Genomic DNA, 25096 nt, shown 5'->3' on the forward strand with positions numbered 1-25096 from the left:
TCAATTTAGCCATTGTCGACGTTTTCGACTTGCACCACTGGCGAAGATACCGCAGAGCAGGGCCAGTAGCGCAACTCCGGCGCCAATGACGAACCACTGTTGCTGATCGGTCAGCAAGCGCGGGATCGAACTGCCGGCCTGGGTTTCCTTGAGTTGCAGCTTCAAACGCTGGTTCTCCTGGCGCAACCGGGTCAGTTGGGCGCTTTCGCGTTCGCCATCGGCAGTCTGCAATTGTTTGTTCAGTTCTTCTCGTTGCCGCTCGCTTTCCTTCAAGCGTTGCTGCAATTCGTTGATCTGGCTGCCGGCGCTCAAGGACAAAGGCGTCGAACCGCCACCCTCGGCGCTTTCTTCACCGTGGGCGGGGGCCACGATCGACAGCGTGACCAACATCAGACACAAAGGACCTTTGCGCATCGCGACTCCTGATTCCAATACGGGTATTTGGCAGGTTGTCGGCAGGCAAACGAGAATAATGAGCGATTGAGATCGCGATGAACCGTTAAAGGTTCATCGCGCGGAAGGATATTACGGAAGGACTTGCTTGAACGGCTTGACCGAGACGTTGGCGTAGACGCCGGCGGCGATGTACGGATCGGCGTCGGCCCAGGCCTGGGCGGCGCTCAGGGAGTCGAATTCGGCGACGATCAGGCTGCCGGTGAAACCCGCTGCGCCCGGATCATTGCTGTCGACCGCCGGGTGCGGGCCGGCCAATACGATGCGACCTTCGCCTTTGAGCACTTGCAGGCGCTCAAGGTGTGCCGGGCGTGCGGCCAGGCGGGCTTCCAGGGAGTTGGCGACGTCTGTGGCAATGATTGCGTAAAGCATGTCAGTCCTCGGTTTTTGGCGATGTGGTATCGGCATCGTGCAGGTGGCGGGACAGGTAGATGCCCTGGCCGACCAGGAAAATCAGTGTCATGCCCAGGCTGCCGAAGACCTTGAAGTCGACCCAGTAGCTCTGGAAGGTGAACGCGACGAACAGGTTGGCGGCACCGCAAAACAGGAAAAACACGATCCAGGCGATGTTCAGGCGCGTCCAGACCGGCTCCGGCAGGGTCAGCGCGTGGCCCATGATGCGTTTGATCAGCAGGCGGTCACCGATGAAGTGGCTGCCGATGAAACCCAGGGCGAACAGCCAGTTGACCACCGGGGCTTTCCATTTCAGGAATGTCTCGCTGTGGAAGGCCAGGGTCAGGCTGCCGAAGACCAGGCAGGCGACGAGGGTCAGCCACTGGCTCTTCTCCAGCTTGCGCTGTTTGATGAACAGCGTGCCGTAGACCACCAGCGAACTGATGATCAGCATCGCGGTGGCGCTGTAAATACCGCCTACAGTTACCTCGTGGCCGGCAATGTCGACGACCCGTGGATCGATTTTGAAGACGATGAAAAACAGCAGGAGCGGGATGAAATCGATGAATTGTTTCACAGTGGCAGCCAGAAGCAGGATGTGGCGGCATAATAACAAACATATGGGCGCGCGATAGCGCCAGCTGATTTGAGGTTACAAAGCCCCGTGAATGTTGATTTGCACTGCCATAGCACGGCCTCCGATGGCGCCCTGGCGCCCGCGGTTCTGGTTGCGCGTGCGTTCGAGAAAGGCGTGCGAGTCCTGGCCTTGACCGATCACGACACCCTCGAAGGCATCGCTGAAGCCCGGGAAGCGGCGACTGCGCTGGGGATGCAACTGGTCAACGGCGTCGAATTGTCCTGCACCTGGGGCGGCGCGACCATTCATGTGCTGGGCTACGGTTTCGATGTCAATGCCGCGCCGTTGGTCGAAGCGATTGCCAAATTGCACGATGGCCGCTGGCTGCGGTCCGAAGAAATAAGCCGCAAACTGGCGCTCAAAGGCATGCCCGGCGCGCTGGAAGGCGCGCGCGAGATCCAGCAGGAACTGGGCGATAGCGGCAACGCACCTGCCCGACCGCACTTCGCCGATTGGATGGTGCGTGAAGGTTTCGTCAAGGATCGCGCCGAAGCGTTTCGCAAATGGCTGGGCGCCGGTAAGCTCGGGGACGTCAAGCAGCACTGGCCGACCCTGGAAGACACGGTCGAAACCCTGCGCGCAGCCAAGGCCTGGGTCAGTCTGGCCCATCCCTGGCATTACGAATTTACTCGCAGCAAGCGTCGCCGCCTGATTGCCGACTATATTCAAGCGGGGGGCCACGCGATCGAAGTGGTCAATGGCTATCAGCCTGCCGATCAAGTGGGCAGCCTGGCCATTCTGGCCCGCGAGTTCGGTCTGCTGGTCAGCGCCGGCAGTGATTTCCATGGCCCAGGCGGGTGGTCGGAAATCGGTGAGTACCGCCCGCTCCCGGAGGATCTGCCACCCCTGTGGTGTCGGTTCAAACATGACCCAGTTATTGCCGCCGTCTGAACAGGTAGAGAATGTGAGTCAATTTTTCCAGATTCATCCGGAAAACCCGCAACCGCGCCTGATCAAACAGGCTGTCGAAATCATCCGTAGCGGCGGGGTGGTGATTTATCCCACGGACTCCTCCTACGCAATCGGTTGCCAGATCGGTGACAAGGTCGCCGTGGAACGTGTGCGCCGTTTGCGTGGGCTGGACGACAAGCACAACTTCGCGCTGATCTGCAGCGACCTGTCGCAACTGGGCCTGTTCGCCAAGATTGACACCGGCACCTTCCGCATCCTCAAGGCTCATCTGCCGGGGCCGTATACCTTCATTCTCAACGCCACCCGCGAAGTCCCGCGGCTGTTGTTGCACCCGAAAAAACGCACCATCGGCCTGCGGGTGCCCAGTCATCCAATCGCGCTGGCACTGCTGGATCAACTCGGCGAGCCGTTGATGAGCGTGAGCCTGATCATGCCCGGTGAAACCGACCCGATGTTTGATCCCTATGAAATGCGCCAGTTGCTGGAGCATCAGGTCGACCTGATCATCGACGGCGGTTTCGGCGGGATCAAGGCGTCCACCGTGATCAGCCTCGCCGATGGCGAACCGGAAGTGATCCGCGTCGGTTGCGGCGACCCAGCGCCGTTCATGGCCGAGGCCTAGATGTCCGCAGTAGAACCCGTCGACAGTCAGGCCGGAGCCCAGCAAGAGCTGCCCTTTGCCATGGTCTATGGCCAGGCGGTCATGGAAATGCCGCTGGACCTGTACATCCCGCCGGATGCACTGGAAGTCTTTCTCGAAGCCTTCGAAGGCCCGCTCGACCTGCTGCTGTACCTGATCCGCAAACAGAACATCAACATCCTCGACATCCCGGTGGCGGAAATCACTCGCCAGTACATGGGCTATGTCGAGTTGATGCAATCGGTGCGCCTGGAACTCGCTGCCGAGTACCTGGTGATGGCCGCGATGCTCGCCGAGATCAAATCGCGGATGCTGCTGCCCCGGGCCGAAACCGTCGAGGACGAGGAAGAAGACCCTCGCGCCGAGCTGATTCGCCGCTTGCAGGAGTACGAGCGCTTCAAGGCTGCCGCTGAAGGCATCGATGGCCTGACCCGCGTCGGTCGCGACGTGGTGGTACCCAAGCTCGATGCCCCGGAGGCCCGGGCGCGCAAGCTGTTGCCGGACGTGCGTCTGTCGGAGCTGCTGCTGTCCATGGCCGAGGTGCTGCGCCGTGGCGACATGTTCGAAAGTCACCAGGTCAGCCGCGAGGCGCTGTCCACCCGCGAACGCATGAGCGATGTGCTCGAACGCCTCAAGGGCGGCGGTTTCGTGCCGTTCGTCGAGCTGTTCACCGCGGAAGAGGGGAAGCTGGGGGTCGTCGTGACCTTTATGGCGATCCTCGAACTGGTGAAGGAATCTTTGGTCGAGCTGGTGCAGAATGAGCCGTTCGCCGCGATCCATGTGCGAGCCCGAGCCGAATAACGAGTCGAATCATGAACCTGAGTGAACCCCGCGAGCTGGCGCCACTGCTTGAAGCCTTTCTGTTGGCCTCGGGAAAACCGCAATCCCTGGAGCGCCTGTTCGAACTCTTCGAAGAAGGCGAGCGCCCGGAGCCCGCGGTTTTCAAAAAAGCCCTGACCATTCTGGGCAAGTCCTGCGATGGTCGCGCGTATGAGTTGAAGGAAGTCGCTTCCGGCTATCGCCTGCAGATTCGCGAGAAGTTTTCGCCGTGGGTCGGGCGTTTGTGGGAAGAGCGGCCGCAGCGTTACTCGCGCGCCATGCTCGAAACCATCGCGCTGATCGCCTACCGACAGCCGATTACTCGCGGCGAAATCGAAGATGTGCGGGGCGTGGCGGTCAACAGCCAAATCGTCAAGACGCTGATGGAACGCGAGTGGATCCGCATCGTCGGATACCGCGACGTGCCAGGTAAACCGGCGATGTTCGCCACCACCAAGGCGTTTCTCGATCACTTCAACCTGAAGAACCTCGACGACCTGCCGCCGCTGGCGGAGTTGCGTGAGCTGGAACCCGATCCAGTCCTCGATTTCGACGACGCACCTGTGCCGGCATCGCTGCAAGAGTTGGCCGATGCTAGCGCCGAGCCGGAAGAGCCGAAGGAAGAGACCAGTTTCCATACGCTGTTGCTGGAACTGGACAGCATGGAAGAGGGGATCAAGACCGATTTCGATGATTTGTTGCGAGACGGCGTGGCGCCTGAGTTTGATTCGGAGCAGCCCGACATCGAACCGGAACCTGAAACTGCCCAAATCGAGCCTGAACCGGAAATTGAACCCGAGCAGGAAGACGACATTCTTGGCGTAGCCGAGGCTCGTGAAAAACTCCTGGCCGCCGTTGCCGCGCTGGAACAGCCGAAATCCGAGCCCGAGTTAAGCGACGAAGAAGCCGAAGCCCTGGCGCTCGCCGAAGCTATCGAAGCTGAACGCCGCGAATTCGAAGACTGAAGCGTCAAAAGATCGCAGCCTGCGGCAGCTCCTACAGAGGAACGCATTCCAATGTAGGAGCTGCCGCAGGCTGCGATCTTTTAATCTTGCTCTTAACAGACAGCACCACCGATCGGCGGAAAATCCAATAACCTTGCCTCGATCAGCTAGTCTCTGATGCGCAAACGCATTCATGCGCGTATGATTCGCGACCCTTCGGCGATCCCTTCGCCCGAGTACCCAGTTTTCAGAACACACCGGGAGGTGCCCAGATGAGTATCAAAGACCAGAAAGACGACCAGGAAATCGGCCCAGCAGGCGAAAAACTGCAGAAAGTCCTCGCCCGTATCGGCGTCGGCTCGCGCCGTGACGTGGAAGCCTGGATCAGCCACGGCCGCATCAAGGTCAACGGCAAAGACGCCACCCTTGGCCAGCGCGTCGATATGCACGACGCCATCACCATCGATGGCAAGGTGATCAAGCGCGAAGAGGCCGCCGAGTCGGTCCGCCGCGTGATCATGTACAACAAGCCTGACGGCGAGATCTGCACCCGTGTCGACCCGGAAGGTCGCCCGACCGTATTCGACAAGATGCCAAAGCCGAAAGAAGGCCGCTGGATCAACATCGGTCGTCTCGACATCAACACCACCGGTCTGTTGATGTTCACCACTGACGGTGAGCTGGCCAACCGCCTGATGCACCCTTCCTACGAAATGGACCGTGAATACGCGGTACGTGTACGTGGCGAAGTCGATGACGAGATGATCGAGCGCCTGAAGGCTGGCGTTGTCCTCGAAGACGGCCCGGCCAAGTTCACCGACATCAAGCAGGCGCCAGGTGGTGAAGGTTTCAACCACTGGTATCACTGCGTGGTGATGGAAGGTCGTAACCGTGAAGTGCGTCGTCTGTGGGAATCCCAGGGCCTGGTGGTCAGCCGACTGAAGCGCGTGCGTTTCGGTCCGGTGTTCCTCAACTCCGACTTGCCGATGGGCCGCTGGCGCGAAATGAGCCAGTACGAAGTCGACATCCTGAGTGCCGAGGTCGGCCTGACGCCGGTCGCGATGCCGCAGATGAACGCCAAGAGCAAAGACAAGCTCGACCGGATGCAGCGTAAATCGTCGCGTCCGATGGCCAAAGCTGAACGTGTGCGTACCTTGCGTCCGGCCTCTGCCGCACCTGCCGCGCCGCGGGAAAACCGCGAGCCACAGATCGAAGGCGAGCGTCCAGGTCGCAAGCCAGTTGCGCGTCAGGACGGCGAGCGCGGTCCTCGCACGCCACGTCCGGCCAATGGTCGTACCGAGCGCGGCGAAAGTCGTGGTACGCCGGTAGCCGATCGCCCAGCCGACACCAAGCGCCCGGCCAAGCCTGCGCCGAAGCGTCCGGGGATCAAACTGGTCGATGGCGACAAGCCGTCGGGCAAGCGTCGCGGTGCACCGGCCGGATCGGGTCAGCGCCCGGGCTTCGGTCGTCGCAAGCCTGAGTAATCGGCAAGCGCTTCATAAAAAACGCCAACCTTCGGGTTGGCGTTTTTTTGTCTGGCTTTTATGTCTGTGTTGTTTTTAAGGGCGCCATCAGGGGATCGCATTTGCATCAGATAACTCGGTCTCCTGTAGGAGCGAGCCTGCTCGCGATAGCGCCAGTCGCCGCACCGAATATGTCCAAGTGGAAATCAAGCATTACGCCCCGTAAAGAAAGCCTTACGAAATCCACAGCTTTCCCCCCTGAATTCGCCACGCTCTCAATACTGTAAAAAACCGCTTACGAATCGGCGCCATCTTTAACCCTCCAAGCCCTCTAGCCCGCTTGTTTCAGTGACTGATGCAAGGTGTCATGCGCCCCATGCCTGTCGTGCAGGTGCATAACAAAAAGGAGGCGCAATGAACGCCGCAATCCGTTTCCAGCTCTTCGCGCGGGCCGGTTTTTCCATCGTCCCCGTCAACGACCCGCAAAGGTCTGACTCCTTTTTTGCAGCCGCCCGAAGCCATCGGGGCGGACACAGGCAATCCCGGCAACCGACACGCTGATCCAGCGGGTCTGGCAGCAGGGGGTTAGCGGTGTACAATGCGCCGCGTTTTACCTGTGACCTCCTGCGCACCTGCGCAAACCTCAAGGCTATCCGCCTTGTTCACTCCGCCGCGTCACGAGCGTGTCGGGTTCGATTTCGTCACAGATAAAAACAAACAGGTGACGCATGACCGTTGTAAATACGCTGAACTCCTGGTGCCTGCGCTGGGGTTTGATCGGTGCCGCTTAACGTTTTTCCCAAGCTGCAACGTCTTTCGAACATCATCAAACCTTGCGTGAGACCCTTTTCATGAGTGGACAAAACTCGCATTCAGGCGAGCTGAAACGCGGCCTGAAGAATCGCCACATTCAATTGATTGCCCTCGGTGGCGCGATCGGTACCGGATTGTTCCTCGGCTCGGCCGGGGTGCTGAAATCCGCCGGGCCGTCGATGATCCTCGGCTATGCCATCTGCGGCTTCATTGCCTTCATGATCATGCGCCAACTGGGCGAAATGATCGTCGAAGATCCGGTAGCCGGCTCCTTCAGCCATTTTGCGCACAAGTACTGGGGCGGCTTTGCCGGCTTCCTGTCGGGCTGGAACTGCTGGATTCTGTACATTCTGGTGGGCATGTCGGAACTGACCGCGGTCGGCAAATACATCCACTACTGGGCGCCGGACATCCCGACCTGGGTCTCTGCGGCGGCCTTCTTCGTGCTGATCAACGCGATCAACCTGGCCAACGTCAAAGTGTTCGGCGAGGCCGAGTTCTGGTTCGCGATCATCAAGGTCGTGGCGATCGTCGGCATGATTGCCCTGGGCAGCTACCTGCTGGTCAGCGGTAATGGCGGCCCGCAAGCAGCGGTCAGCAACCTGTGGTCCCACGGTGGCTTCTTCCCGAACGGCACGACCGGCCTGATCATGGCCATGGCGTTCATCATGTTCTCCTTTGGCGGCCTGGAAATGCTCGGTTTCACCGCAGCCGAAGCCGACAAACCGAAAACCGTAATCCCGAAGGCCATCAACCAGGTGATCTACCGGATCCTGATTTTCTACATCGGTGCCCTGGTGATCCTGCTGTCGCTGACCCCGTGGGACAGCTTGCTGACCACGCTGAACGCCTCCGGTGATTCCTACAGCGGCAGTCCGTTCGTGCAAGTGTTCTCGATGCTCGGCAGCAACACCGCCGCGCACATCCTCAACTTCGTGGTCCTGACTGCGGCGTTGTCGGTGTACAACAGCGGCACCTACTGCAACAGCCGCATGCTGCTGGGTATGGCCGAGCAGGGCGACGCGCCGAAGGCCTTGGCGAAGATCGACAAGCGCGGCGTGCCGGTGCGTTCGATCCTGGCTTCGGCTGCCGTTACGCTGATTGCCGTACTGCTGAACTACCTGATCCCGCACAGCGCGCTCGAGTTGCTGATGTCGCTGGTAGTGGCCACGCTGGTGATCAACTGGGCGATGATCAGCTACTCGCACTTCAAGTTCCGCCAACACATGAACAAAACCAAGCAGACGCCGCTGTTCAAGGCCTTTTGGTATCCGTATGGCAACTACATCTGCCTGGCGTTCGTGTTGTTCATCCTCGGCGTGATGCTGTTGATTCCGGGGATCCAGACATCCGTGTACGCGATTCCGGTGTGGCTCGTGTTCATGTGGGTCTGCTACGGCATCAAGAACAAGCGCAGTGCCCAGCGCACCTTGCAGGCTGCGACGGAGTAACTCCGCGAAAAAACAAAAAACCCGGCCATGTGCCGGGTTATTTGTTCTTGATGCTTTTGAAATCATCGTGCTGGCTTATTCCCATTTCAGGCGGTCGTGGTAAGCACATGCCGATCATGATTACCAAGGCTATCGATAAATCGTCACCGCTGTTAGCGAGCGCGCTGCATGAGTGTGAAGAAGTCGAGTGCGTCATAAATTTCTACCGTACTGGCGGGTGCAATGCAAATTGAGGCTGGCATAGCCATAACGGGAATGTCGGGAGGCGCTGGGGTTGTGCCAGGTGCGCTTTTAATAGCTCATGGGGGAAATAATATTGCCGAAAGCGCGGCTAATATTTACAACGGTCCCGATGCACCTAGTGCTCAGGGACCTATCCGGCAAGGATATAAAGTTCTCTTTAAGGATAGTTATAAAGGTAATGTGGCGTATTACACAACCGACTTGATTCTCTCGGGCTTTGGGGCGTTTAGGGTTGTGCGTAAGCCTGGTTCTGCGCAGCTATTTAGATTCGATCCAATGAGTCATGAAAAGGCCTATCGGCAAGCCGGAGCTCTGGCATTGTTATTTGAGGGGCTGGCGGATTCGATAACCTTGAATATGATCGCGGAGGAAGTACGGTTAAAGGAGGGTGTAGAAAAGTGATTTTAGCAAGCTTTAGTTATGTCCAGCCACGCATCCTTGGCAAATAGAAGCGCAAGCCCAATAGCGCAATAGGTATATACGTAGCTACATAGGCAATATCTAGGGAGCATTCCTCCAATGGGACTATTTCAGTAATTACCCAGACAACCGCGCCCGTGATTGGAATTGAGCAGCCTAGAACCAGTAAGGTAACCGCGATGTGGTATCTAATATTTTCAAAGTTCACTTTGGCTAATTCTGTCCATTAGGGGCTTAGGTTAGTATCATCACCGTTAGAAACAATGCAACTTCCACTGTGTAAATACGAAAACACTGTAAGAAAAGTCAGGGGCTTTCAAGGTTTCGCTTGTGCCCGTGATCATCTGCAATTCAGGACGTTATTCGCGGTATCCTGCACCCTCAAGAACCCGGACGCTTTTCCATGCTGGTGATTTCCAACAACGTGCATCTGCCGGATGCCGAGATCGAGTTGACGGCCATTCGCGCACAGGGTGCCGGTGGGCAGAACGTCAACAAGGTCTCCAGTGCGGTGCACCTGCGCTTTGACATTCCGGCCTCGTCCTTGCCTGAGTTCTACAAGGAGCGGTTGTTGGCGCTGCGCGACAGCCGGATCACCAGCGATGGCGTGTTGATCATCAAGGCCCAGCAATACCGGACGCAGGAGCAGAACCGTGCCGATGCGCTGGAACGTCTGGTCGAGTTGATCCAGAGCGCCACCAAGGTCGAAAAGAAACGCCGTCCGACCAAGCCGACCTTCGGTTCGAAAACCCGTCGGCTGGAATCCAAATCCAAGCGCGGCAACATCAAGGCCGGGCGCGGCAAAGTCGATTTCTAACGCATGTCCCGCGCTTCGCGTTGCTTCGGCGCCTGCCGGTACAAGTAAACGCTGAGCCCCAGGCCGCTGAGTGCGGCCAGTGCGGCGAACAGAAAGATCGAAGCAAAGCCGAAACCTGCCGCAATCGCACCGGCCAACGGTCCGGTGATGCCCAGCGACAAATCGATGAACAGCGAGTAAGCACCGACCGCCGCGCCACGGCTGGAAGCTGGCACCAGATTGACTGCTTCCACTCCCAACGCCGGAAATACCAGCGAGAAACCGAAACCGCTCAACGCTGCGCCCGCCAGCGCCCAATGAGCATCCGGTGCCAGCCACAGCAGCAACAGGCCCAGGGTCTCCACCGACAGACAGACAATCGCTACGCGAAAACCGCCGAGACGATTGATCAGGTTGCCGAACAACAGACGCGCGCCGATGAAGCTGGCGCCGAACAGGCTCAGGCACAGCACCGCGTTATCCCAGTGCTGCGTGGCGTAATACAGGGTGATGAACGTGGCGATGGTGCCGAAACCGATGGAGCCCAAGGCCAGGCCGCAACCGTGGGGCAGCACGCGGCCGAGCACATGCATGAACGGCAGACGTTCACCGACAACAATCGGCGCGGCGGTTTTCGGCCAGGCCAACAGCAGGCCAAGCACCGCCAGCAGCACAATGCTCACGCCCATGCTCCACAAGCCCATTTGATTGACCAGCAGCACCCCCAGCGGTGCGCCGACCGCCAGTGCGCCGTAACTGGCGATGCCGTTCCACGAAATGACTTTGGCGGTGTTCGCCGCGCCGACGCGGCCAATGCCCCAGCCAATCGAACCCGAACCCACCAGGCTTTCCGCGCTGCCGAGTACCAGGCGACCGATCAACAGGCTGATCAGGCTGAGCATCGGCAAGCTTTGCGTCCATGCCGAAATCAACATGAATACGCCACTTAAACCGCAACCGGCGAGGCCGTACATGACCGCCAGTTTGCTGCCTTTGTTATCGATGATTTTCCCGGCATACGGGCGGCTCAGCAGGGTAGCCAGGTATTGCACGCTGATCACCAGACCTGCGATCACCGCGCCGAAACCCAGGTCGCTGTGGACGTAACCCGGCAATACGGCGAGGGGAATGCCGATGTTCAGGTAGCCGATGAAGGTAAAAAGGACGATGGAAACAACTTGCAGCGTGACCGCCAGGGGGCGCTGGTTTTCAGACATGGGTAAAGGTCCACGGCAAAGCAGGATAGATAGGCTGCTTATGATAGCGGTGCTGGCTGTCGTGGGTTGTGAAAAAGTAAAACTATTTGCCTGGTGGGGTCACTCGGGCTTGGCAGGCGCCACCAGCTGCGTGGTGACCAGAGCGGCCAAGGCATTTTCTTCAGTGCCAAAGCGGGCAAGCAATGCGGCCTGTTTTTCGGGGGAGAGGCGATTCCATATCTCGATCATTTTCTCGGCGGTGCCAATCAGGACGCTGGCCTGCGCTTCGCTGAATTCATCGGTCATGGGTAAAGGCTCTTTCAGGCAGTGTGGAAAGCGCATGTTAGCGCTTTCCACACGGTCTGTACGGCGGGTGTTTCAGTCTTCGCTGTCAGCCTTGCGGCTGTCAGGTGCTTCTTTCGGCTCGGGCTGTTGGGCACCGGCTTGTTGCGTGGTCGTCTGCTCAGGTACGTGCAGGCTTGGGAAGGGGAGATTAGGAATCTCGTGCATGGTTGCGCTCCTCGCTAAGTCTGTTGATAGATCTGGTAGATCCGCGCTTTCAAAAAAGCCTCGGCAGGATACAGCACTGAAAATGACAAACAGACTTTTATATCCATTTGTTTCGACGGACGGGGTTGTATAGACAGATCGGTAGGAGAGACACCACAAAACAAATGTGGGAGCGAGCTTGCTCGCGATGGCGGCCAGACAGCCAACAGAAATGTTGAATGTTATGGCCTCATCGCGAGCAAGCTCGCTCCCACAGTTTTGGTGTTGTTACTTGCAGACGCTGGCAATCGCCTCGGCCAACAAATCCAGGCGCGTGGCATCAATCCCCGCCACGTTGGCCCGACCCGAATTAACCATGTACACGCTGTGATGATCACGCAGTTTTTTCACTTGCTCAGGCGTCAACCCGGTGTAGGAAAACATCCCGCGCTGCACACCAATGTGCGCAAAGCGCTCGCGTAAACCGTGTGGTTCTAGGGCTTCCACCAGACCACTGCGCAATTGGGCGATACGTAGGCGCATCGCTTCCACTTCGTCGCGCCAGAGATTTTTCAACTCTGGATCGCCAAGGATGGTCGCCACCACGGCGGCGCCATGATCCGGCGGAGTCGACCACAGATTGCGGGCGATGTTGGCCAGTTGGCTGCGGATGTCGGTGAGCTTGTCAGCGGTTTTCGCGCAGACAATCAGCGCACCGGTGCGGTCGCGGTACAGGCCGAAGTTCTTCGAGCAGGAGCTGGTGATCAGCACTTCCGGCAACTCGGCGGCGAACAACCGGGTCGACCACGCATCCTGTTCCAGGCCATCGCCGAAACCTTGATACGCGAAGTCGATCAGCGGCAGCAGTTCGCGCTTGCGCACCACGTCCAGCACTCGGCGCCAATCGTCATGGGACAGGTCGAAACCGGTCGGGTTGTGGCAGCAGGCGTGCAGCAACACGACATCACCCTTGGGCGCTTCACTGAGCACCGCCAGCATGGCGTCGACATCGAGGCGGTTGTCGTTGCCCACGTACGGGTAGTGACTGACCTTGACTTTGGCTGCCGCGAAAATACTTTCGTGGATTGGCCAGGTCGGGTTGCTCAACCACACGCCATGGCCCGGCAGGCATTGGGCGATGAAGTCCGCGCTCAAGCGCAGCGCCCCCGTGCCGCCCGGTGTCTGGGTGGCGCCGGCGCGTTGTTCGGCGATCAGTTTCGAGTCGGCGCCAAGCACCAGCTCATTGATCGCTTTGCCGAACGCCGGCTCGCCGTGACCGCCGATGTAGGTCTTGGTGGTTTGACGCTCCACCAGACGCGCTTCGGCGAGTTTCACCGACTGCGGAATCGGCGTCAGGCCTTGAGCGTCTTTGTAGACACCCACGCCGAGGTCGAATTTGCGCGGGTTCGGGTCCTGCGCATAGGCCTCCATCAGGCCGAGAATCGGATCGCCGGGGACACGGCCGATGGCGTCGAAATGCATTACTTGCGGCCCTCGGCGTCTTTGGCTACTTCGTCAGTGCGCGCGGCCATGATGAAGTCGTTGCGGTGCAGGCCTTTGATCGAGTGGCTCCACCAGGTCACGGTAACTTTGCCCCACTCGGTCAGCAGGCCAGGGTGGTGACCTTCGGCCTCGGAGATTTCACCGACGGCGTTGGTGAACGCCAGGGCGTGCTTGAAATTCTTGAACAGGAAGACTTTTTCCAGCTGCATGATGCCGTCGCGAACTTCGATGTTCCAGTCCGGGATCTGTTTGATCAGGATCGGCAGTTCTTCGTCGCTGACTTGTGGGGCATCGGCGCGGCAGGCTTCGCAATGGGCTTGGGTAAGTGCGGTCATGATGTGTTCCTGAAATCGAATGTTGGGAAATCGGCCGTCAGTAGCACACCACGCTAATGCATGGCGTGGGTTTGCGACAGGCTCACTTGATTCTAAAAGCTGCGGATCACGCGGCTTTTGGTTTGGGCGGAAATTTCGGTGCGTGCAGACCCATCTGCATCGCTTGCTTGACCATGCCCATGATGTCTTCGTGGGCGAGGTCGAACAGGCGCTTGAGGTTCGGCAGTACGAAATAAAGTGGTTGCAGAATGTCGATGCGGTAAGGCGTGCGCATGCATTCCAGTGGATCAAACGCCTGATGCTCAGGCTCGTCCGACAGGCAGTACACGGTTTCTTTCGGCGAGGACAGGATGCCGCCGCCGTAGATGCGCTGGCCTTGCGGGGTGTCGACCAGGCCGAACTCGATGGTCATCCAGTACAGGCGCGCCAGATACACGCGTTCTTCCTTCGTCGCTTGCAGGCCGAGTTTGCCGTAGGTGTGGGTAAATTCGGCAAACCAAGGGTTGGTCAGCAGCGGACAGTGGCCAAAAATCTCGTGGAAAATGTCCGGCTCTTGCAGGTAATCCAGCTCTTCGCGGGTACGAATAAAGGTAGCCACCGGAAACTGCTTGCTGGCGAGCAATTCGAAAAAGGTCTGGAAGGGGATCAGCGCAGGAACACGGGCGACCTGCCAACCGGTGGTTTCACCGAGGACCTTGTTGATCTCGCCCAGTTGCGGAATGCGGTCGTGGGGCAGACCGAGTTTTTCGATACCGTCCAGATATTCCTGGCACGCACGCCCTTCGATCACTTTCAGTTGGCGAGTGATCAGCGTGTTCCACACCGCGTGTTCTTCAGCGGTGTAGTCGATAAAACCTTGCGCATCGGGCTCGCGAGCCACGTATTGCGTCTGCTTCATGCTGCTCTCCTGCTAGGGGATTCGTTCTTGTTATGTGCTGCTATGGACCCAGAAATAACCCATGAATTGCGCAATGGCAGCAGGTGATCCGTGCTCCGCGTAGGAAAATTCTCCAATAATCGTAAAGTTTCCGTTACGTTTTTGCCGTTGTCGCGCAGATGTTGAGATTGGCGGGTGGGAAATGCGCTCCACCTGTCACATAATCTTGACGACTATCTGATCGTTTCAGCAGAAATTTCTCTGCGGCGAGCCTCATTCACCACTGTTCGGGCCTTTATATGCGTATCAAAGTCCACTGCCAGAACCGCATCGGCATCCTGCGCGACATTCTCAATCTGTTGGTGGAGTACGGCATCAATGTCGCTCGCGGTGAGGTGGGCGGTGAGCATGGCAATGCGATCTATCTGCACTGTCCTAACCTGATCAACATTCAGTTCCAGGCGCTGCGTCCGAAATTCGAGGCGATTGCCGGGGTCTTCGGTGTCAAGCGCGTAGGCCTGATGCCCAGCGAGCGTCGGCACATGGAGCTCAATGCGTTGCTCGGTGCCCTGGAATTTCCGGTGTTGTCGATTGATATGGGCGGTTCCATCGTGGCGGCCAACCGTGCGGCGGCGCAGTTACTCGGTGTGCGAGTCGACGAGGTGCCGGGGATTCCGTTGTCGCGCTATGCCGAAGATTTCGATTTGCCGGAACTGGTGCGCGCCAACAAATCGCGGATCAACGGGTTGCGGGTCAAGGTCAAGGGCGATGTGTTCCTGGCCGACATCGCGCCGCTGCAATCGGAGCACGACGACAGCGAAGCGATGGCCGGTGCCGTGCTGACGCTGCACCGCGCCGACCGGGTCGGCGAGCGCATCTATAACGTGCGCAAGCAGGAGTTGCGTGGCTTCGACAGCATCTTCCAAAGCTCGAAAGTGATGGCGGCGGTGGTGCGCGAAGCCCGGCGCATGGCGCCACTCGATGCGCCGCTATTAATAGAAGGCGAAACCGGCACCGGCAAAGAGTTGTTGGCGCGCGCCTGTCATCTGGCCAGCCCGCGTGGGCAATCGCCGCTGATGGCGCTCAATTGTGCCGGCCTGCCAGAGTCCATGGCCGAGACCGAGTTGTTCGGCTACGGCCCGGGCGCCTTTGAAGGGGCGCGGGCCGAGGGCAAACTCGGGCTGCTGGAATTGACGGCGGGCGGTACGCTGTTTCTCGATGGCGTCGGGGAAATGAGCCCACGCTTGCAGGTGAAGTTGCTGCGTTTTCTGCAGGACGGTTGCTTCCGTCGCGTAGGCAGCGATGAAGAGGTCTACCTCGATGTGCGGGTGATCTGCGCGACTCAGGTCGACCTTTCCGAATTGTGCGCGCGCGGCGAGTTTCGTCAGGATCTGTATCACCGCTTGAACGTGCTATCGCTGCACATCCCGCCGCTGCGCGAATGTCTCGACGGTTTGCCGCCGTTGGTGGAGCACTTCCTCGATCAGGCCAGTCGGCAGATCGGTTGCCCGCTGCCGAAACTGGCCCCGGCGGCCATGGACCGGCTCAGTCACTATCATTGGCCGGGAAACGTCCGGCAGTTGGAAAACGTGCTGTTCCAGGCGGTTTCCTTGTGCGATGGCGGCACGGTCAAGGCCGAGCACATTCGCTTGCCGGACTATGGCGTGCGTCAGCCGCTTGGCGACTTTTCGCTGGAGGGCGGGCTGGACGAGATTGTCGGGCGCTTCGAGAAAGCCGTGCTGGAGCGTTTGTATTCCGAGCATCCGAGCAGTCGGCAACTGGGCAAGCGGTTGGGGGTTTCGCATACCACCATTGCCAACAAGTTGCGGGATTATGAGGTGGGCAAAGACATTTCCTGAAGATCAAAGATCGCAGCCTTCGGCAGCTCCTACAGGTTGAACACCTATGCCCTGTAGGAGCTGCCGAAGGCTGCGATCTTTTGATCCGTTGCCGCGAAGCGGCATAACACCGCCGGTTTTTCGTCTTCACTACTTTCCAAATTTCCCCGCACCACTCCTCAAGCCCTTTGTTTACCGGCCCCCGCGCCGCCAAAAACAAGTTGGTCTGCAAATTGCTTATGCCTCGTCAGTACAGCAGTGGGCGGCAAACGTCCGGCAGGCAGAGGAAAGATTGTGGACAAGTACCTTTATGTGGCAATGACCGGCGCCAGCCAGAATGCACTGGCGCAAAAGGCTCATGCCAACAACCTCGCGAACATCTCCACCAACGGCTTCCAGAAAGACCTGGAGCAGGCGCGTTCGATGCCGGTGTTCGGCGACAGCTTTCCGGCGCGTGCGTTTGCCATGTCCGAACGCCCGGCCACCGACTTCTCTCCTGGCTCGCTGGTAGAAACCGGTCGCGATCTCGATGTCGCCGTGCAGGGCAATGGCTGGCTGGCGGTGCAGAATCCCGATGGCGGCGAAAGCTATGTGCGCACCGGCAGCCTGGTGGTTGATGCATTGGGCGTATTGCGCGCCGGCAACGGCATGCCGGTGATCGGCAACGGCGGCCCGATCGCCGTGCCGCCCGAGCAGCAGATCGAAGTCGGTGAAGACGGCACCATCAGCATTCGTGCGATGGGCGAAGGTCCTCGCGTGATGGCGGAAGTCGACCGCATCAAGCTGGTCAATCCGGACATCAAGAACATGACCAAGGGCCTGGACGGTTCGATCCACACCAAGGACGGCCAACCGGCGCAAGCCGATGCCAACGTCAAACTGGTGTCCGGCTTCCTTGAGTCGAGCAACGTCAACGCCGTGGACGAGATGACCTCGGTGCTGGCCTTGTCGAAGCAGTTCGAGCTGCACATCAAGATGATGAACACCGCCAAAGAAGACGACCAGGCCATGGCTCGGGTCTTGCAGATCAGCTAATTATCAGAACGTCGCGCCGTAAAACAGGCGCACGAGGAGAATCGAATGCTTCCGGCTCTATGGGTTGCCAAAACCGGTCTGTCCGCCCAGGACACCAACCTGACCACCATTTCCAACAACCTGGCCAACGTGTCGACCACGGGTTTCAAACGTGACCGTGCCGAGTTCCAGGACCTGCTCTACCAGATCAAACGCCAGCCAGGCGCCCAGTCGACCCAGGACAGCGAACTGCCGTCGGGCCTGCAATTGGGTACTGGTGTGCGCATTGTCGGCACCCAGAAAAACTTCAACGCCGGCAGCCTGCAAACCACCGAGCAGCCGCTGGACATGGCCATCGACGGTCGCGGTTTCTTCCAGATCCTGCAACCGGACGGCACCACGTCCTACACCCGTGACGGTACTTTCCACCTGGACTCCAACGGCCAGATCGTCAACGCCAGCGGCTTCGCCCTGGAACCGGCGATTGTCATCCCGAACGACGCCCAGACCTTCACCGTCGGCAAGGACGGCACCGTGTCGATCACCGTGGCCGGCAACCCGGCTTCCCAGGTGATCGGCAACCTGCAAACCGCCGACTTCATCAACCCGGCCGGCCTGCAAGCGGTGGGTAACAACCTGTTCCTGGAAACCGCCGCCAGTGGTGCGCCGCAAGTCGGCACCCCGGGCCTGGCCGGTTTCGGTACCACGCTGCAGAACACCCTGGAAACGTCCAACGTCAGCACCGTTGAAGAGATGGTCAACATGATCACCACTCAGCGCGCCTACGAGATGAACTCCAAGGTGATCTCCACCGCCGACCAGATGCTCTCGTTCGTAACGCAGAATCTGTAATCAAGTCTATGAGGCGGCCATGCGGTCGCCTGCAACACCGTGAGGTAAGGGTCATGAATCGCTTCGTTTCTGTTCTGGCATTGAGTGGGATCACCGTGCTCGCCGGCTGTGTCGGTCCGACACCCAAGCCCAATGATCCTTACTACGCCCCGGTGTTGCCGCGCACGCCGCTGCCGGCTGCCGCGAATAACGGTTCGATTTATCAGGCTGGTTTCGAGCAGAACCTCTATGGCGACCGCAAGGCGTTCCGGGTCGGTGACATCATTACCATCACCCTGAACGAGAAGACCCAGGCGAGCAAAAACGCCAACTCGCAAATCGGCAAGAACAGCAAGGCCAGCATCGGTCTGAGCTCGCTGTTCGGCTCTACCCCGAACACCAACAACCCGTTTGGCAGTGGCGACCTGAGTCTGGACGCGAGCTATGAAGGCGACCGCGCGACCAAGGGTGACAGCAAGGCAGCGCAGGGCAACACCCTGACCGGCTCGATCACCGTGACCGTGGCCGACGTGTTGCCCAACGGCATCATCGCGGTACGTGGCGAGAAGTGGATGACGCTCAACACCGGCGACGAGCTGGTGCGGATTGCCGGGCTGGTTCGCGCCGACGATATCTCGACCGATAACACTGTGTCGTCGACCCGTGTCGCCGATGCGCGCATCACCTACTCGGGCACCGGTTCGTTTGCCGATGCGAGTCAGCCAGGCTGGTTCGATCGTTTCTTCCTCAGCCCGCTGTTCCCTTTCTAGGTGGTCACGTTGAACTTAAAGCACCTCATGGTGGCCGCCCTGATGCTGTCGGCAGCCTTCAACGTTCAAGCCGAGCGCCTGAAGGACATCGCCAGCATTTCCGGCGTGCGCTCCAACCAATTGATCGGTTACGGCCTGGTGGTCGGGCTTAACGGCACTGGCGACCAGACGACGCAAACCCCGTTCACCCTGCAGACCTTCAACAACATGCTCTCGCAGTTCGGCATCAAGGTGCCGCCGGGTTCGGGCAACGTGCAGTTGAAGAACGTCGCGGCGGTGTCGATCAGTGCCGATCTGCCAGCGTTCGCCAAGCCGGGTCAGCAGGTCGACATCACCGTTTCGTCCATCGGTAACTCCAAGAGCCTGCGCGGCGGTACGCTGCTGCTGACGCCGCTCAAGGGTATTGACGGCAACGTGTACGCCGTCGCCCAGGGCAACCTGGTGGTCGGCGGTTTCGATGCCGAAGGTCGCGACGGTTCGAAGATCACCGTCAACGTTCCGTCGGCCGGTCGCATCCCTGGCGGTGCGTCGGTTGAACGAGCGGTGCCGAGTGGATTCAACCAGGGCAACAGCCTGACGCTGAATCTCAACCGCTCCGATTTCACCACCGCCAAGCGCATCGTCGACAAGATCAACGACATGCTCGGCCCTGGTGTGGCGCAGGCCATTGATGGCGGTTCGATTCGCGTCACCGCGCCGCTCGATCCGAGTCAGCGTGTCGACTACCTGTCGATCCTCGAAAACCTCGAAATCGATCCGGGTCAGGCAGTGGCGAAAGTCATCATCAACTCGCGCACCGGCACCATCGTGATCGGCCAGAACGTCAAGGTTTCCCCAGCCGCCGTTACGCACGGCAGCCTGACCGTTACCATCACCGAAGACCCGATCGTCAGCCAGCCCGGCCCTCTGTCCAATGGTCAGACCGCAGTCGTGCCGCGCTCGCGGGTTAATGCGGAACAGGAAGCCAAGCCAATGTTCAAGTTCGGCCCGGGCACCACCCTCGACGAAATTGTCCGTGCGGTGAACCAGGTCGGCGCGGCACCGGGTGACTTGATGGCCATCCTCGAAGCACTGAAACAGGCCGGCGCCTTGCAAGCCGACCTGATCGTGATTTAAGGGCGGCGATCATATGGACATGTTCAAGAGTGGTCGGGTCAGCAGCAGCGATTCAGGTGCGTTCTCCGACCTGAACCGGCTGAACCAGCTCAAGGTCGGCGACAAGAACAGCGATGCGAACATGCGCAAGGTTGCGCAGGAATTCGAATCGCTGTTCCTCGGCGAGATGCTCAAGTCCATGCGCTCGGCCACCGAAGCGCTGGGCAAGGACAATCCGCTCAACACCGCAGAAGCCAAGCAATACCAGGAAATGTACGACCAGCAGTTGGCCGTTTCCATGTCCCGCGAGGGCGGTGGCATTGGCCTGGCCGACGTGCTGATGCGCCAGATGTCGAAGAACAAACCGCTGGCGCCGGGTGAAGCGGCAACGTTGTCCGCCGCCAAGCAGAAGGCCGCGAAAGCCGCTGCGCAAACACCAATTGCGGCGGGCACGGTGGCGATCAATGGGCCGCTGTCACGGGTCAATGGCGAGCGTCCGTTGTGGGCTTCGCGTTCGGTCAAGGCACCGACAGGCGAGGGCGCGCATCACAATGACATGGCGCTGATCAATCAGCGGCGCCTGGCATTGCCGCCGAAACTGGCCGATCGTTTGCTGGCAGGCCTGGTGCCTTCCGCCACGACGACCGCTGCGGCGGTCAACAAGACTCAACTGCCGGAGCGCGTAACAACCAGCGGTGCCGGGCCTTTGTACAACGGCGACTGGCTGGCGAATGCGCAAGCTGCGTCGAACGGATCGATGCAAATCCATGGTCGCGCCATCGCACAAATTCCTTTGGCACCGGCGAAGAAAGCCTTCAGTTCCGCCGACGAATTCGTCAACACCATGCTGCCCATGGCCAAGGAAGCGGCCGATCGCATTGGCGTCGACCCGCGCTACCTGGTGGCCCAGGCCGCACTGGAAACCGGATGGGGCAAGTCGGTCATGCGCGCGCAGGATGGCAGCAGCAGCCACAACTTGTTCGGCATCAAGGCCAGTAGTAACTGGCAAGGCAATTCGGCGCGTGCGATCACCAGCGAATTCAGGAATGGCGAGATGGTCAAGGAAACGGCCGAGTTCCGTTCCTACGACTCTTACAAGGACAGTTTCCATGACCTTGTTACTTTGCTGCAGACCAATAATCGCTATCAAGATGTGCTGAAGTCGGCCGATAACCCAGAACAGTTTGTACGCGAGTTGCAGAAGGCCGGTTATGCAACCGACCCGGACTACGCAAGCAAGATTTCGCAGATAGCCAAGCAGATGACGAGTTACCAGAACTACGCTGCGGCGGGCGTTTCCACCACGCCTTTATAGGCACTAAGGATCAAGGTCTGAACCATGAGTTTACTCAACATCGGAATGTCGGGTTTGTCCGCTAGCCACGCATCGTTGGTGACTACCGGTAATAACATTTCCAACGTCGATACCGTCGGGTACTCGCGCCAGCAAACTGTACAGAACAGCAAGAATTCTATTCAGTATGGCAATGTGTTCATCGGCACCGGCACCACGCTGGCCGACGTGCGTCGGGTGTACAACAGCTACCTCGATGCACAGTTGCAGACCACCACTTCGCTCAACAGCGATGCGCAGGCCTATCTGGGGCAGGCCACCCAGGTCGACAAGTTGCTGTCCGACAGCGGCACCGGTGTGACCAAGACCCTGCAATCGTTCTTCGCGTCGTTGCAAACCCTGGCTGGCAACTCCAACGACAACGCTGCACGCCAGGCATTGCTGACCAATGCCCAGGGTTTGAGCAGTCGCTTCAACTCGATCTCGCAGCAGCTGTCGCAGCAAAATACCTACATCAACGACCAGTTGGGTTCGATGGCCGATCAGGTCAACAAGCTGGCGTCGACCGTGGCGGCGTACAACAAGAAGATCGCTGAAGTCAGCGGCTCTGGCGGTACACCCAACGAACTGCTGGACCAGCGCAACGAAACCATTCGCCAGCTCAACGAGCTGGTCGGCACGCAGGTGACCGAGACCGAGGGGCGAATAGATATCTACCTGGGCAGTGGCCAGCCGCTGGTGGTCGGCGACGTCGTCAACAAATTGCGTGTGGCGCCGGACCCTGCCGATCCGACCCGTTCCTCGATCATCATGGATCGCAACGGCTCTTCAGTCGACATCACCAGCGTGATGAGCGGTGGCGAGATGGGCGGCCTGGTGCGTTATCGCAACGAAGTGCTTGCACCGGCGGTCAATGGCCTGGGTCGCATCGCCATGGTCGTCGCCGATCAGGTCAACAAGCAGTTGGGCCAGGGCCTGGATCAGAACGGCAACTTCGGCGCGGCGCTGTTCAACAACATCAACAGCTTGAAAGCCATCAGCGAGCGCAGCATCGCCAACGCTGGCAACAACCCGGCATCCGGCAACCTGAACGTCACCATCAAGGACACCAGCAAGCTGGCGGCCAGTGATTATCAGGTAACCATCACGGCGACGGGATATAACGTGCGTCGCCTGTCGGATAACACCGACATGGGCAACTTTGCATTCGCTACACCGCCTGCCGCTGATCCGGTCATCGACGGCTTCAGCCTGAGCATCAATTCGGGCACCGTGGCCGCCGGCGATTCGTTCAAGATTACCCCGACCCGTGGCTCCGCCGCCGACATGACCACGGTCATGACCGACACCAAGACCCTGGCCACGTCCGCTCCGCTGACGTCCACCAAGGCCTCGGGCAATGACGGCACCGGCGATGTCAGCCAACCGAAACTGAGCACGCTCCTGGACATCTACGACCCGGTCCAGCGTCTGGAAGTGCAGACAGCGGTCAAGGCTGCGATGCCGGTTCGCATGTTGATGACCAGCGCCACCGCCTATGAAGTGTTCGACTCCAAGGGTGTGAGCATCGGCACCGGCAGCATCGTGCCGGGCCAGAACAACGACCTGAACATCGCCGTGCCTTACACCGATGCCGGTGGCAACGCCAAAACCTTCAACGTGGCAATGACCGTCAGCGGCAGCCCTGCTTCCGGTGACAGTTTCAATATTTCCATGACGGCGGCCGACAGCACCGACAACCGCAATGCCCAGTCGCTGCTCGCGCTGCAAACCAAGGCTACTATCGGCGCCAGCGCCACCAGCCCGGGCGTGAGTTTTACCGAAGCCTATGGTGGTCTGGTAACGACTGTTGGTTCTCTGACCAAGCAAGCTCAGTTGGATGGCACGGCCACCGATACCATCCTGACCGGTGCGCGCAATGCCCGTGACTCGCTGTCGGGCGTCGACCTCGATGAAGAGGCGGGCAACCTGACCAAGTACCAGCAGTACTACACGGCCTCTTCGCAGATCATCAAGACTGCGCAGGAAATTTTCAGCACTCTGATCAATGCCCTTTAAGGAGCCGTAGAACATGCGCATTTCTACAGCACAGTATTACGCCACGACGGCTGCCAACTATTCTCGCAACCTCAACAATGTGATGAAGACCGCCGAACAGGCCAGCAGCGGCGTGAAGCTCGAGACCGCGGCGGACGATCCTGTTGGTGCGGCCCGTCTGCTGCAACTCGAACAGCAAAAAGCCATGTTGGGTCAGTACACCACCAACATCAGCGCGTTGAACACGGCGCAGGCGCAAGAAGAAAGCGTGCTGGACAGCATCAACAACGTGCTGCAGAAAGTCAGCGAGTTGGCGATCCGCGCCGGTGGCGGTTCGTTGAACGACGATGACCGAAAATCCATCGCCGCCGAACTCAAGCAGTCCGAAGAGCAATTGCTGAGCCTGATGAACAGCAAGGACGCCAACGGCAAGTTCATCTTTTCCGGTGCGAGCAACAACACTCAGCCGTTCGTGCGCAACAGCGACGGCACCTACAGCTATCAGGGCGACCAGACCCAGCTGGAACTGAAGATCGGCGATTCGATGTCGCTGGGCCTGAACGATACCGGTTGGGACGTTTTCCAGCAGGCGATCAACGCTGCCCGCAGCACCACCACCATGACTGCACCGGCCGTCAATGACGGCCGTGTGGACTTGTCCCCAGGGCTGGTCAGTTCCGGTCCGGCGTTCGATGCGAGCTTCCGCAACGGCCAGCCTTACACCATGGCGTTCACCAGCAGTACCCAGTTTGTGATTACCGATGCACTGGGCAATGACGTGACTGCCGAAGCGACTGGCGGTGGCAAGTTTGACCCGAATACCAAGGGCGGCTCCGACGTCACTTTCCGCGGTGTGACCTTCAAGCTGGATATCACTTTCCAGCCGGGCGACACCCCGGCTGACTCGGCATCCGCTGATGCGGTGATCGCCGGTCACAGCTTCCAGTTAGCGGCCAAGCCAGACAGCTTTGTCGCCAACCGCGCCCCGGGCAACGCCTCGACGGCGATCATTTCCCAGACGACGGTAACCAACGCTGCCGACTACAAGAGCTTTTTCCCTGAAGGCGGCGCGGTCCTGAAGTTCACCGGTCCCGGCACCTTCGAGCTGTACACCCGCCCATTGACCAGCACCAGCACCCCGGTCACCACCGGGACTGTGGTGGCTGGCGTGGCAACGGCGGCCGGTGTCAGCTTTACCTTGGGCGGTACGCCACCGACTCCGGCTGCAGGTGATCAGTTCGACATCGCGGTCAATACCCATCAGACCCAGAACGTGCTCGATACCATCAGCCAGCTGCGTTCGGCGCTCGACTCGCCGACCCAAGGCAACCCAGCCGCCCAGCGTTTCCTGGAAGACACGGTTGCGTCCGCCATTGCCAACCTGAACAACTCCAAGAACCAGGTCGACCTGGCGCGCGGAGCGATCGGTGCGCGGGGCAACGTGATGGATATGCAGGCAGAGCAGAACACGAGCTCCGGCCTGATCAACGAATCGACCGGCAACGGAATCAAGAACACCGACCCGGCGGACGTGCTGACGCGCCTGACCTTGCAGCAGACCATGCTGCAGGCTGCGCAACTGGCGTTCGCCAAGGTTTCCCAGTTGAGCCTGTTCAACAAGCTTTGAGTCGGTCTTGACCGCTCGCGGCCAGCCCCTTTCATAGGGGGCTGGCTTTTTTTTTGCTTTTTTTTTAATGATGCACGGTGGGGTGGGGCGGGGATCCGGACCACAAAATCAAATAAAGCAGCGATCTCTGAGTGACCCGTCAGTCAAAACGCGCATCTTCACTGTATCCTGTCTGCGGGCGGTGAAGGTGGCGGGCTGTTCAAGGT

Annotated in this window: 26 protein-coding genes; 17 read left to right on the forward strand and 9 right to left on the reverse strand. The window is 59.3% G+C overall.

Translation table 11 applies throughout. From position 1 onward, the window contains the following. The 3 genes from ACM110_RS24375 to ACM110_RS24385 all read right to left on the reverse strand — a co-directional run bounded on the left by ACM110_RS24375 (position 1) and on the right by ACM110_RS24385 (position 1423). Complete coding sequence (locus ACM110_RS24375) at positions 1-414, reverse strand: translation initiation factor 2 (protein ID WP_416129781.1); 414 nt, start codon at positions 412-414, stop codon at positions 1-3. A gap of 111 nt (positions 415-525) precedes the next feature. Continuing rightward, positions 526-825: a YciI family protein gene (locus ACM110_RS24380; protein ID WP_008156126.1), complete on the reverse strand. Its 300-nt coding sequence runs from the start codon at positions 823-825 to the stop codon at positions 526-528. Position 826: 1 nt separating this feature from the next. Continuing rightward, entirely contained in the window at positions 827-1423 is a 597-nt protein-coding gene (locus ACM110_RS24385; RefSeq protein ID WP_416129782.1) for a septation protein A, read from the reverse strand. An 87-nt stretch (positions 1424-1510) separates the two neighbouring features. Between ACM110_RS24385 and ACM110_RS24390 the strand changes: the two genes are divergently transcribed. The 9 genes from ACM110_RS24390 to arfB all read left to right on the forward strand — a co-directional run bounded on the left by ACM110_RS24390 (position 1511) and on the right by arfB (position 10005). Further along, positions 1511-2374 (forward strand): PHP domain-containing protein, encoded by an 864-nt coding sequence (locus ACM110_RS24390; protein WP_416129783.1) that lies wholly within the window; start codon positions 1511-1513, stop codon positions 2372-2374. Positions 2375-2387: 13 nt separating this feature from the next. After that, positions 2388-3017 carry an L-threonylcarbamoyladenylate synthase gene (locus ACM110_RS24395; RefSeq protein WP_338582410.1) on the forward strand — a complete coding sequence of 210 codons (630 nt, stop codon included), beginning with the start codon at positions 2388-2390 and terminating at the stop codon, positions 3015-3017. Positions 3018-3137: 120 nt separating this feature from the next. Continuing rightward, the gene (locus ACM110_RS24400) at positions 3138-3836 is read left to right on the forward strand and encodes a segregation and condensation protein A (protein ID WP_416129812.1); all 699 of its coding nucleotides are present in this window, start codon (positions 3138-3140) and stop codon (positions 3834-3836) included. A gap of 11 nt (positions 3837-3847) precedes the next feature. Then, complete coding sequence (gene scpB / locus ACM110_RS24405; protein WP_416129784.1) at positions 3848-4819, forward strand: SMC-Scp complex subunit ScpB; 972 nt, start codon at positions 3848-3850, stop codon at positions 4817-4819. Positions 4820-5070: 251 nt separating this feature from the next. Next, a complete protein-coding gene (gene rluB / locus ACM110_RS24410) occupies positions 5071-6282 on the forward strand; it encodes a 23S rRNA pseudouridine(2605) synthase RluB (protein WP_416129785.1) in 1212 nt (403 codons plus the stop codon). Positions 6283-7112: 830 nt separating this feature from the next. After that, positions 7113-8525 carry an amino acid permease gene (locus ACM110_RS24415; protein ID WP_416129786.1) on the forward strand — a complete coding sequence of 471 codons (1413 nt, stop codon included), beginning with the start codon at positions 7113-7115 and terminating at the stop codon, positions 8523-8525. A 116-nt stretch (positions 8526-8641) separates the two neighbouring features. Further along, the gene (locus ACM110_RS24420; protein WP_416129813.1) at positions 8642-8758 is read left to right on the forward strand and encodes a type VI secretion system tube protein Hcp; all 117 of its coding nucleotides are present in this window, start codon (positions 8642-8644) and stop codon (positions 8756-8758) included. Then, positions 8748-9170, forward strand: a complete 423-nt coding sequence (locus ACM110_RS24425; protein ID WP_416129787.1) for a DUF4225 domain-containing protein — start codon at positions 8748-8750, stop codon at positions 9168-9170. The genes ACM110_RS24420 and ACM110_RS24425 overlap by 11 nt, the downstream gene beginning before the upstream one ends. 421 nt (positions 9171-9591) lie before the next feature. Further along, complete coding sequence (gene arfB / locus ACM110_RS24430; RefSeq protein WP_416129788.1) at positions 9592-10005, forward strand: alternative ribosome rescue aminoacyl-tRNA hydrolase ArfB; 414 nt, start codon at positions 9592-9594, stop codon at positions 10003-10005. On the opposite strand, the gene ACM110_RS24435 is transcribed toward arfB, so the two are convergent. The 6 genes from ACM110_RS24435 to phhA form a co-directional block, all read right to left on the reverse strand. Further along, positions 10002-11201, reverse strand: coding sequence for an MFS transporter (locus ACM110_RS24435; protein WP_416129789.1), 1200 nt, complete (start codon positions 11199-11201; stop codon positions 10002-10004). The two genes, arfB and ACM110_RS24435, sit on opposite strands and share 4 nt — an antisense overlap. Before the next feature lie 99 nt (positions 11202-11300). Then, positions 11301-11486: a hypothetical protein gene (locus ACM110_RS24440; RefSeq protein ID WP_056853044.1), complete on the reverse strand. Its 186-nt coding sequence runs from the start codon at positions 11484-11486 to the stop codon at positions 11301-11303. A 72-nt stretch (positions 11487-11558) separates the two neighbouring features. Beyond that, a complete protein-coding gene (locus tag ACM110_RS24445; protein ID WP_263597392.1) occupies positions 11559-11690 on the reverse strand; it encodes a hypothetical protein in 132 nt (43 codons plus the stop codon). 267 nt (positions 11691-11957) lie between these two features. Further along, entirely contained in the window at positions 11958-13151 is a 1194-nt protein-coding gene (locus tag ACM110_RS24450) for an amino acid aminotransferase (RefSeq protein ID WP_416129790.1), read from the reverse strand. Further along, positions 13151-13507, reverse strand: coding sequence for a 4a-hydroxytetrahydrobiopterin dehydratase (locus ACM110_RS24455; protein ID WP_008055502.1), 357 nt, complete (start codon positions 13505-13507; stop codon positions 13151-13153). Before ACM110_RS24455 ends, ACM110_RS24450 begins: the two co-directional genes overlap by 1 nt. Positions 13508-13613: 106 nt before the next feature. Further along, a complete protein-coding gene (gene phhA, locus ACM110_RS24460; protein ID WP_416129791.1) occupies positions 13614-14405 on the reverse strand; it encodes a phenylalanine 4-monooxygenase in 792 nt (263 codons plus the stop codon). Between the two features lie 278 nt (positions 14406-14683). Between phhA and ACM110_RS24465 the strand changes: the two genes are divergently transcribed. The 8 genes from ACM110_RS24465 to ACM110_RS24500 all read left to right on the forward strand — a co-directional run bounded on the left by ACM110_RS24465 (position 14684) and on the right by ACM110_RS24500 (position 24890). After that, positions 14684-16243, forward strand: coding sequence for a sigma-54-dependent transcriptional regulator (locus ACM110_RS24465; protein WP_338582403.1), 1560 nt, complete (start codon positions 14684-14686; stop codon positions 16241-16243). 273 nt (positions 16244-16516) lie between these two features. Next, a complete protein-coding gene (locus ACM110_RS24470) occupies positions 16517-17257 on the forward strand; it encodes a flagellar basal body rod protein FlgF (protein WP_077045755.1) in 741 nt (246 codons plus the stop codon). Positions 17258-17302: 45 nt separating this feature from the next. Next, positions 17303-18088, forward strand: coding sequence for a flagellar basal-body rod protein FlgG (gene flgG, locus ACM110_RS24475; protein ID WP_008055493.1), 786 nt, complete (start codon positions 17303-17305; stop codon positions 18086-18088). Between the two features lie 53 nt (positions 18089-18141). After that, entirely contained in the window at positions 18142-18837 is a 696-nt protein-coding gene (gene flgH, locus ACM110_RS24480) for a flagellar basal body L-ring protein FlgH (RefSeq protein WP_416129792.1), read from the forward strand. A gap of 27 nt (positions 18838-18864) precedes the next feature. Further along, positions 18865-19953, forward strand: a complete 1089-nt coding sequence (locus ACM110_RS24485; protein ID WP_416129814.1) for a flagellar basal body P-ring protein FlgI — start codon at positions 18865-18867, stop codon at positions 19951-19953. Between the two features lie 13 nt (positions 19954-19966). Then, complete coding sequence (flgJ, locus tag ACM110_RS24490; protein ID WP_416129793.1) at positions 19967-21247, forward strand: flagellar assembly peptidoglycan hydrolase FlgJ; 1281 nt, start codon at positions 19967-19969, stop codon at positions 21245-21247. Positions 21248-21271: 24 nt separating this feature from the next. Next, positions 21272-23284 carry a flagellar hook-associated protein FlgK gene (gene flgK, locus ACM110_RS24495; protein ID WP_416129794.1) on the forward strand — a complete coding sequence of 671 codons (2013 nt, stop codon included), beginning with the start codon at positions 21272-21274 and terminating at the stop codon, positions 23282-23284. Positions 23285-23297: 13 nt separating this feature from the next. Further along, entirely contained in the window at positions 23298-24890 is a 1593-nt protein-coding gene (locus ACM110_RS24500; protein WP_416129795.1) for a flagellar hook-associated protein 3, read from the forward strand. Positions 24891-25096 lie beyond the last annotated feature (206 nt).

Source organism: Pseudomonas sp. NFX98, assembly GCF_047784845.1.
Classification (GTDB): Bacteria; Pseudomonadota; Gammaproteobacteria; order Pseudomonadales; family Pseudomonadaceae; genus Aquipseudomonas.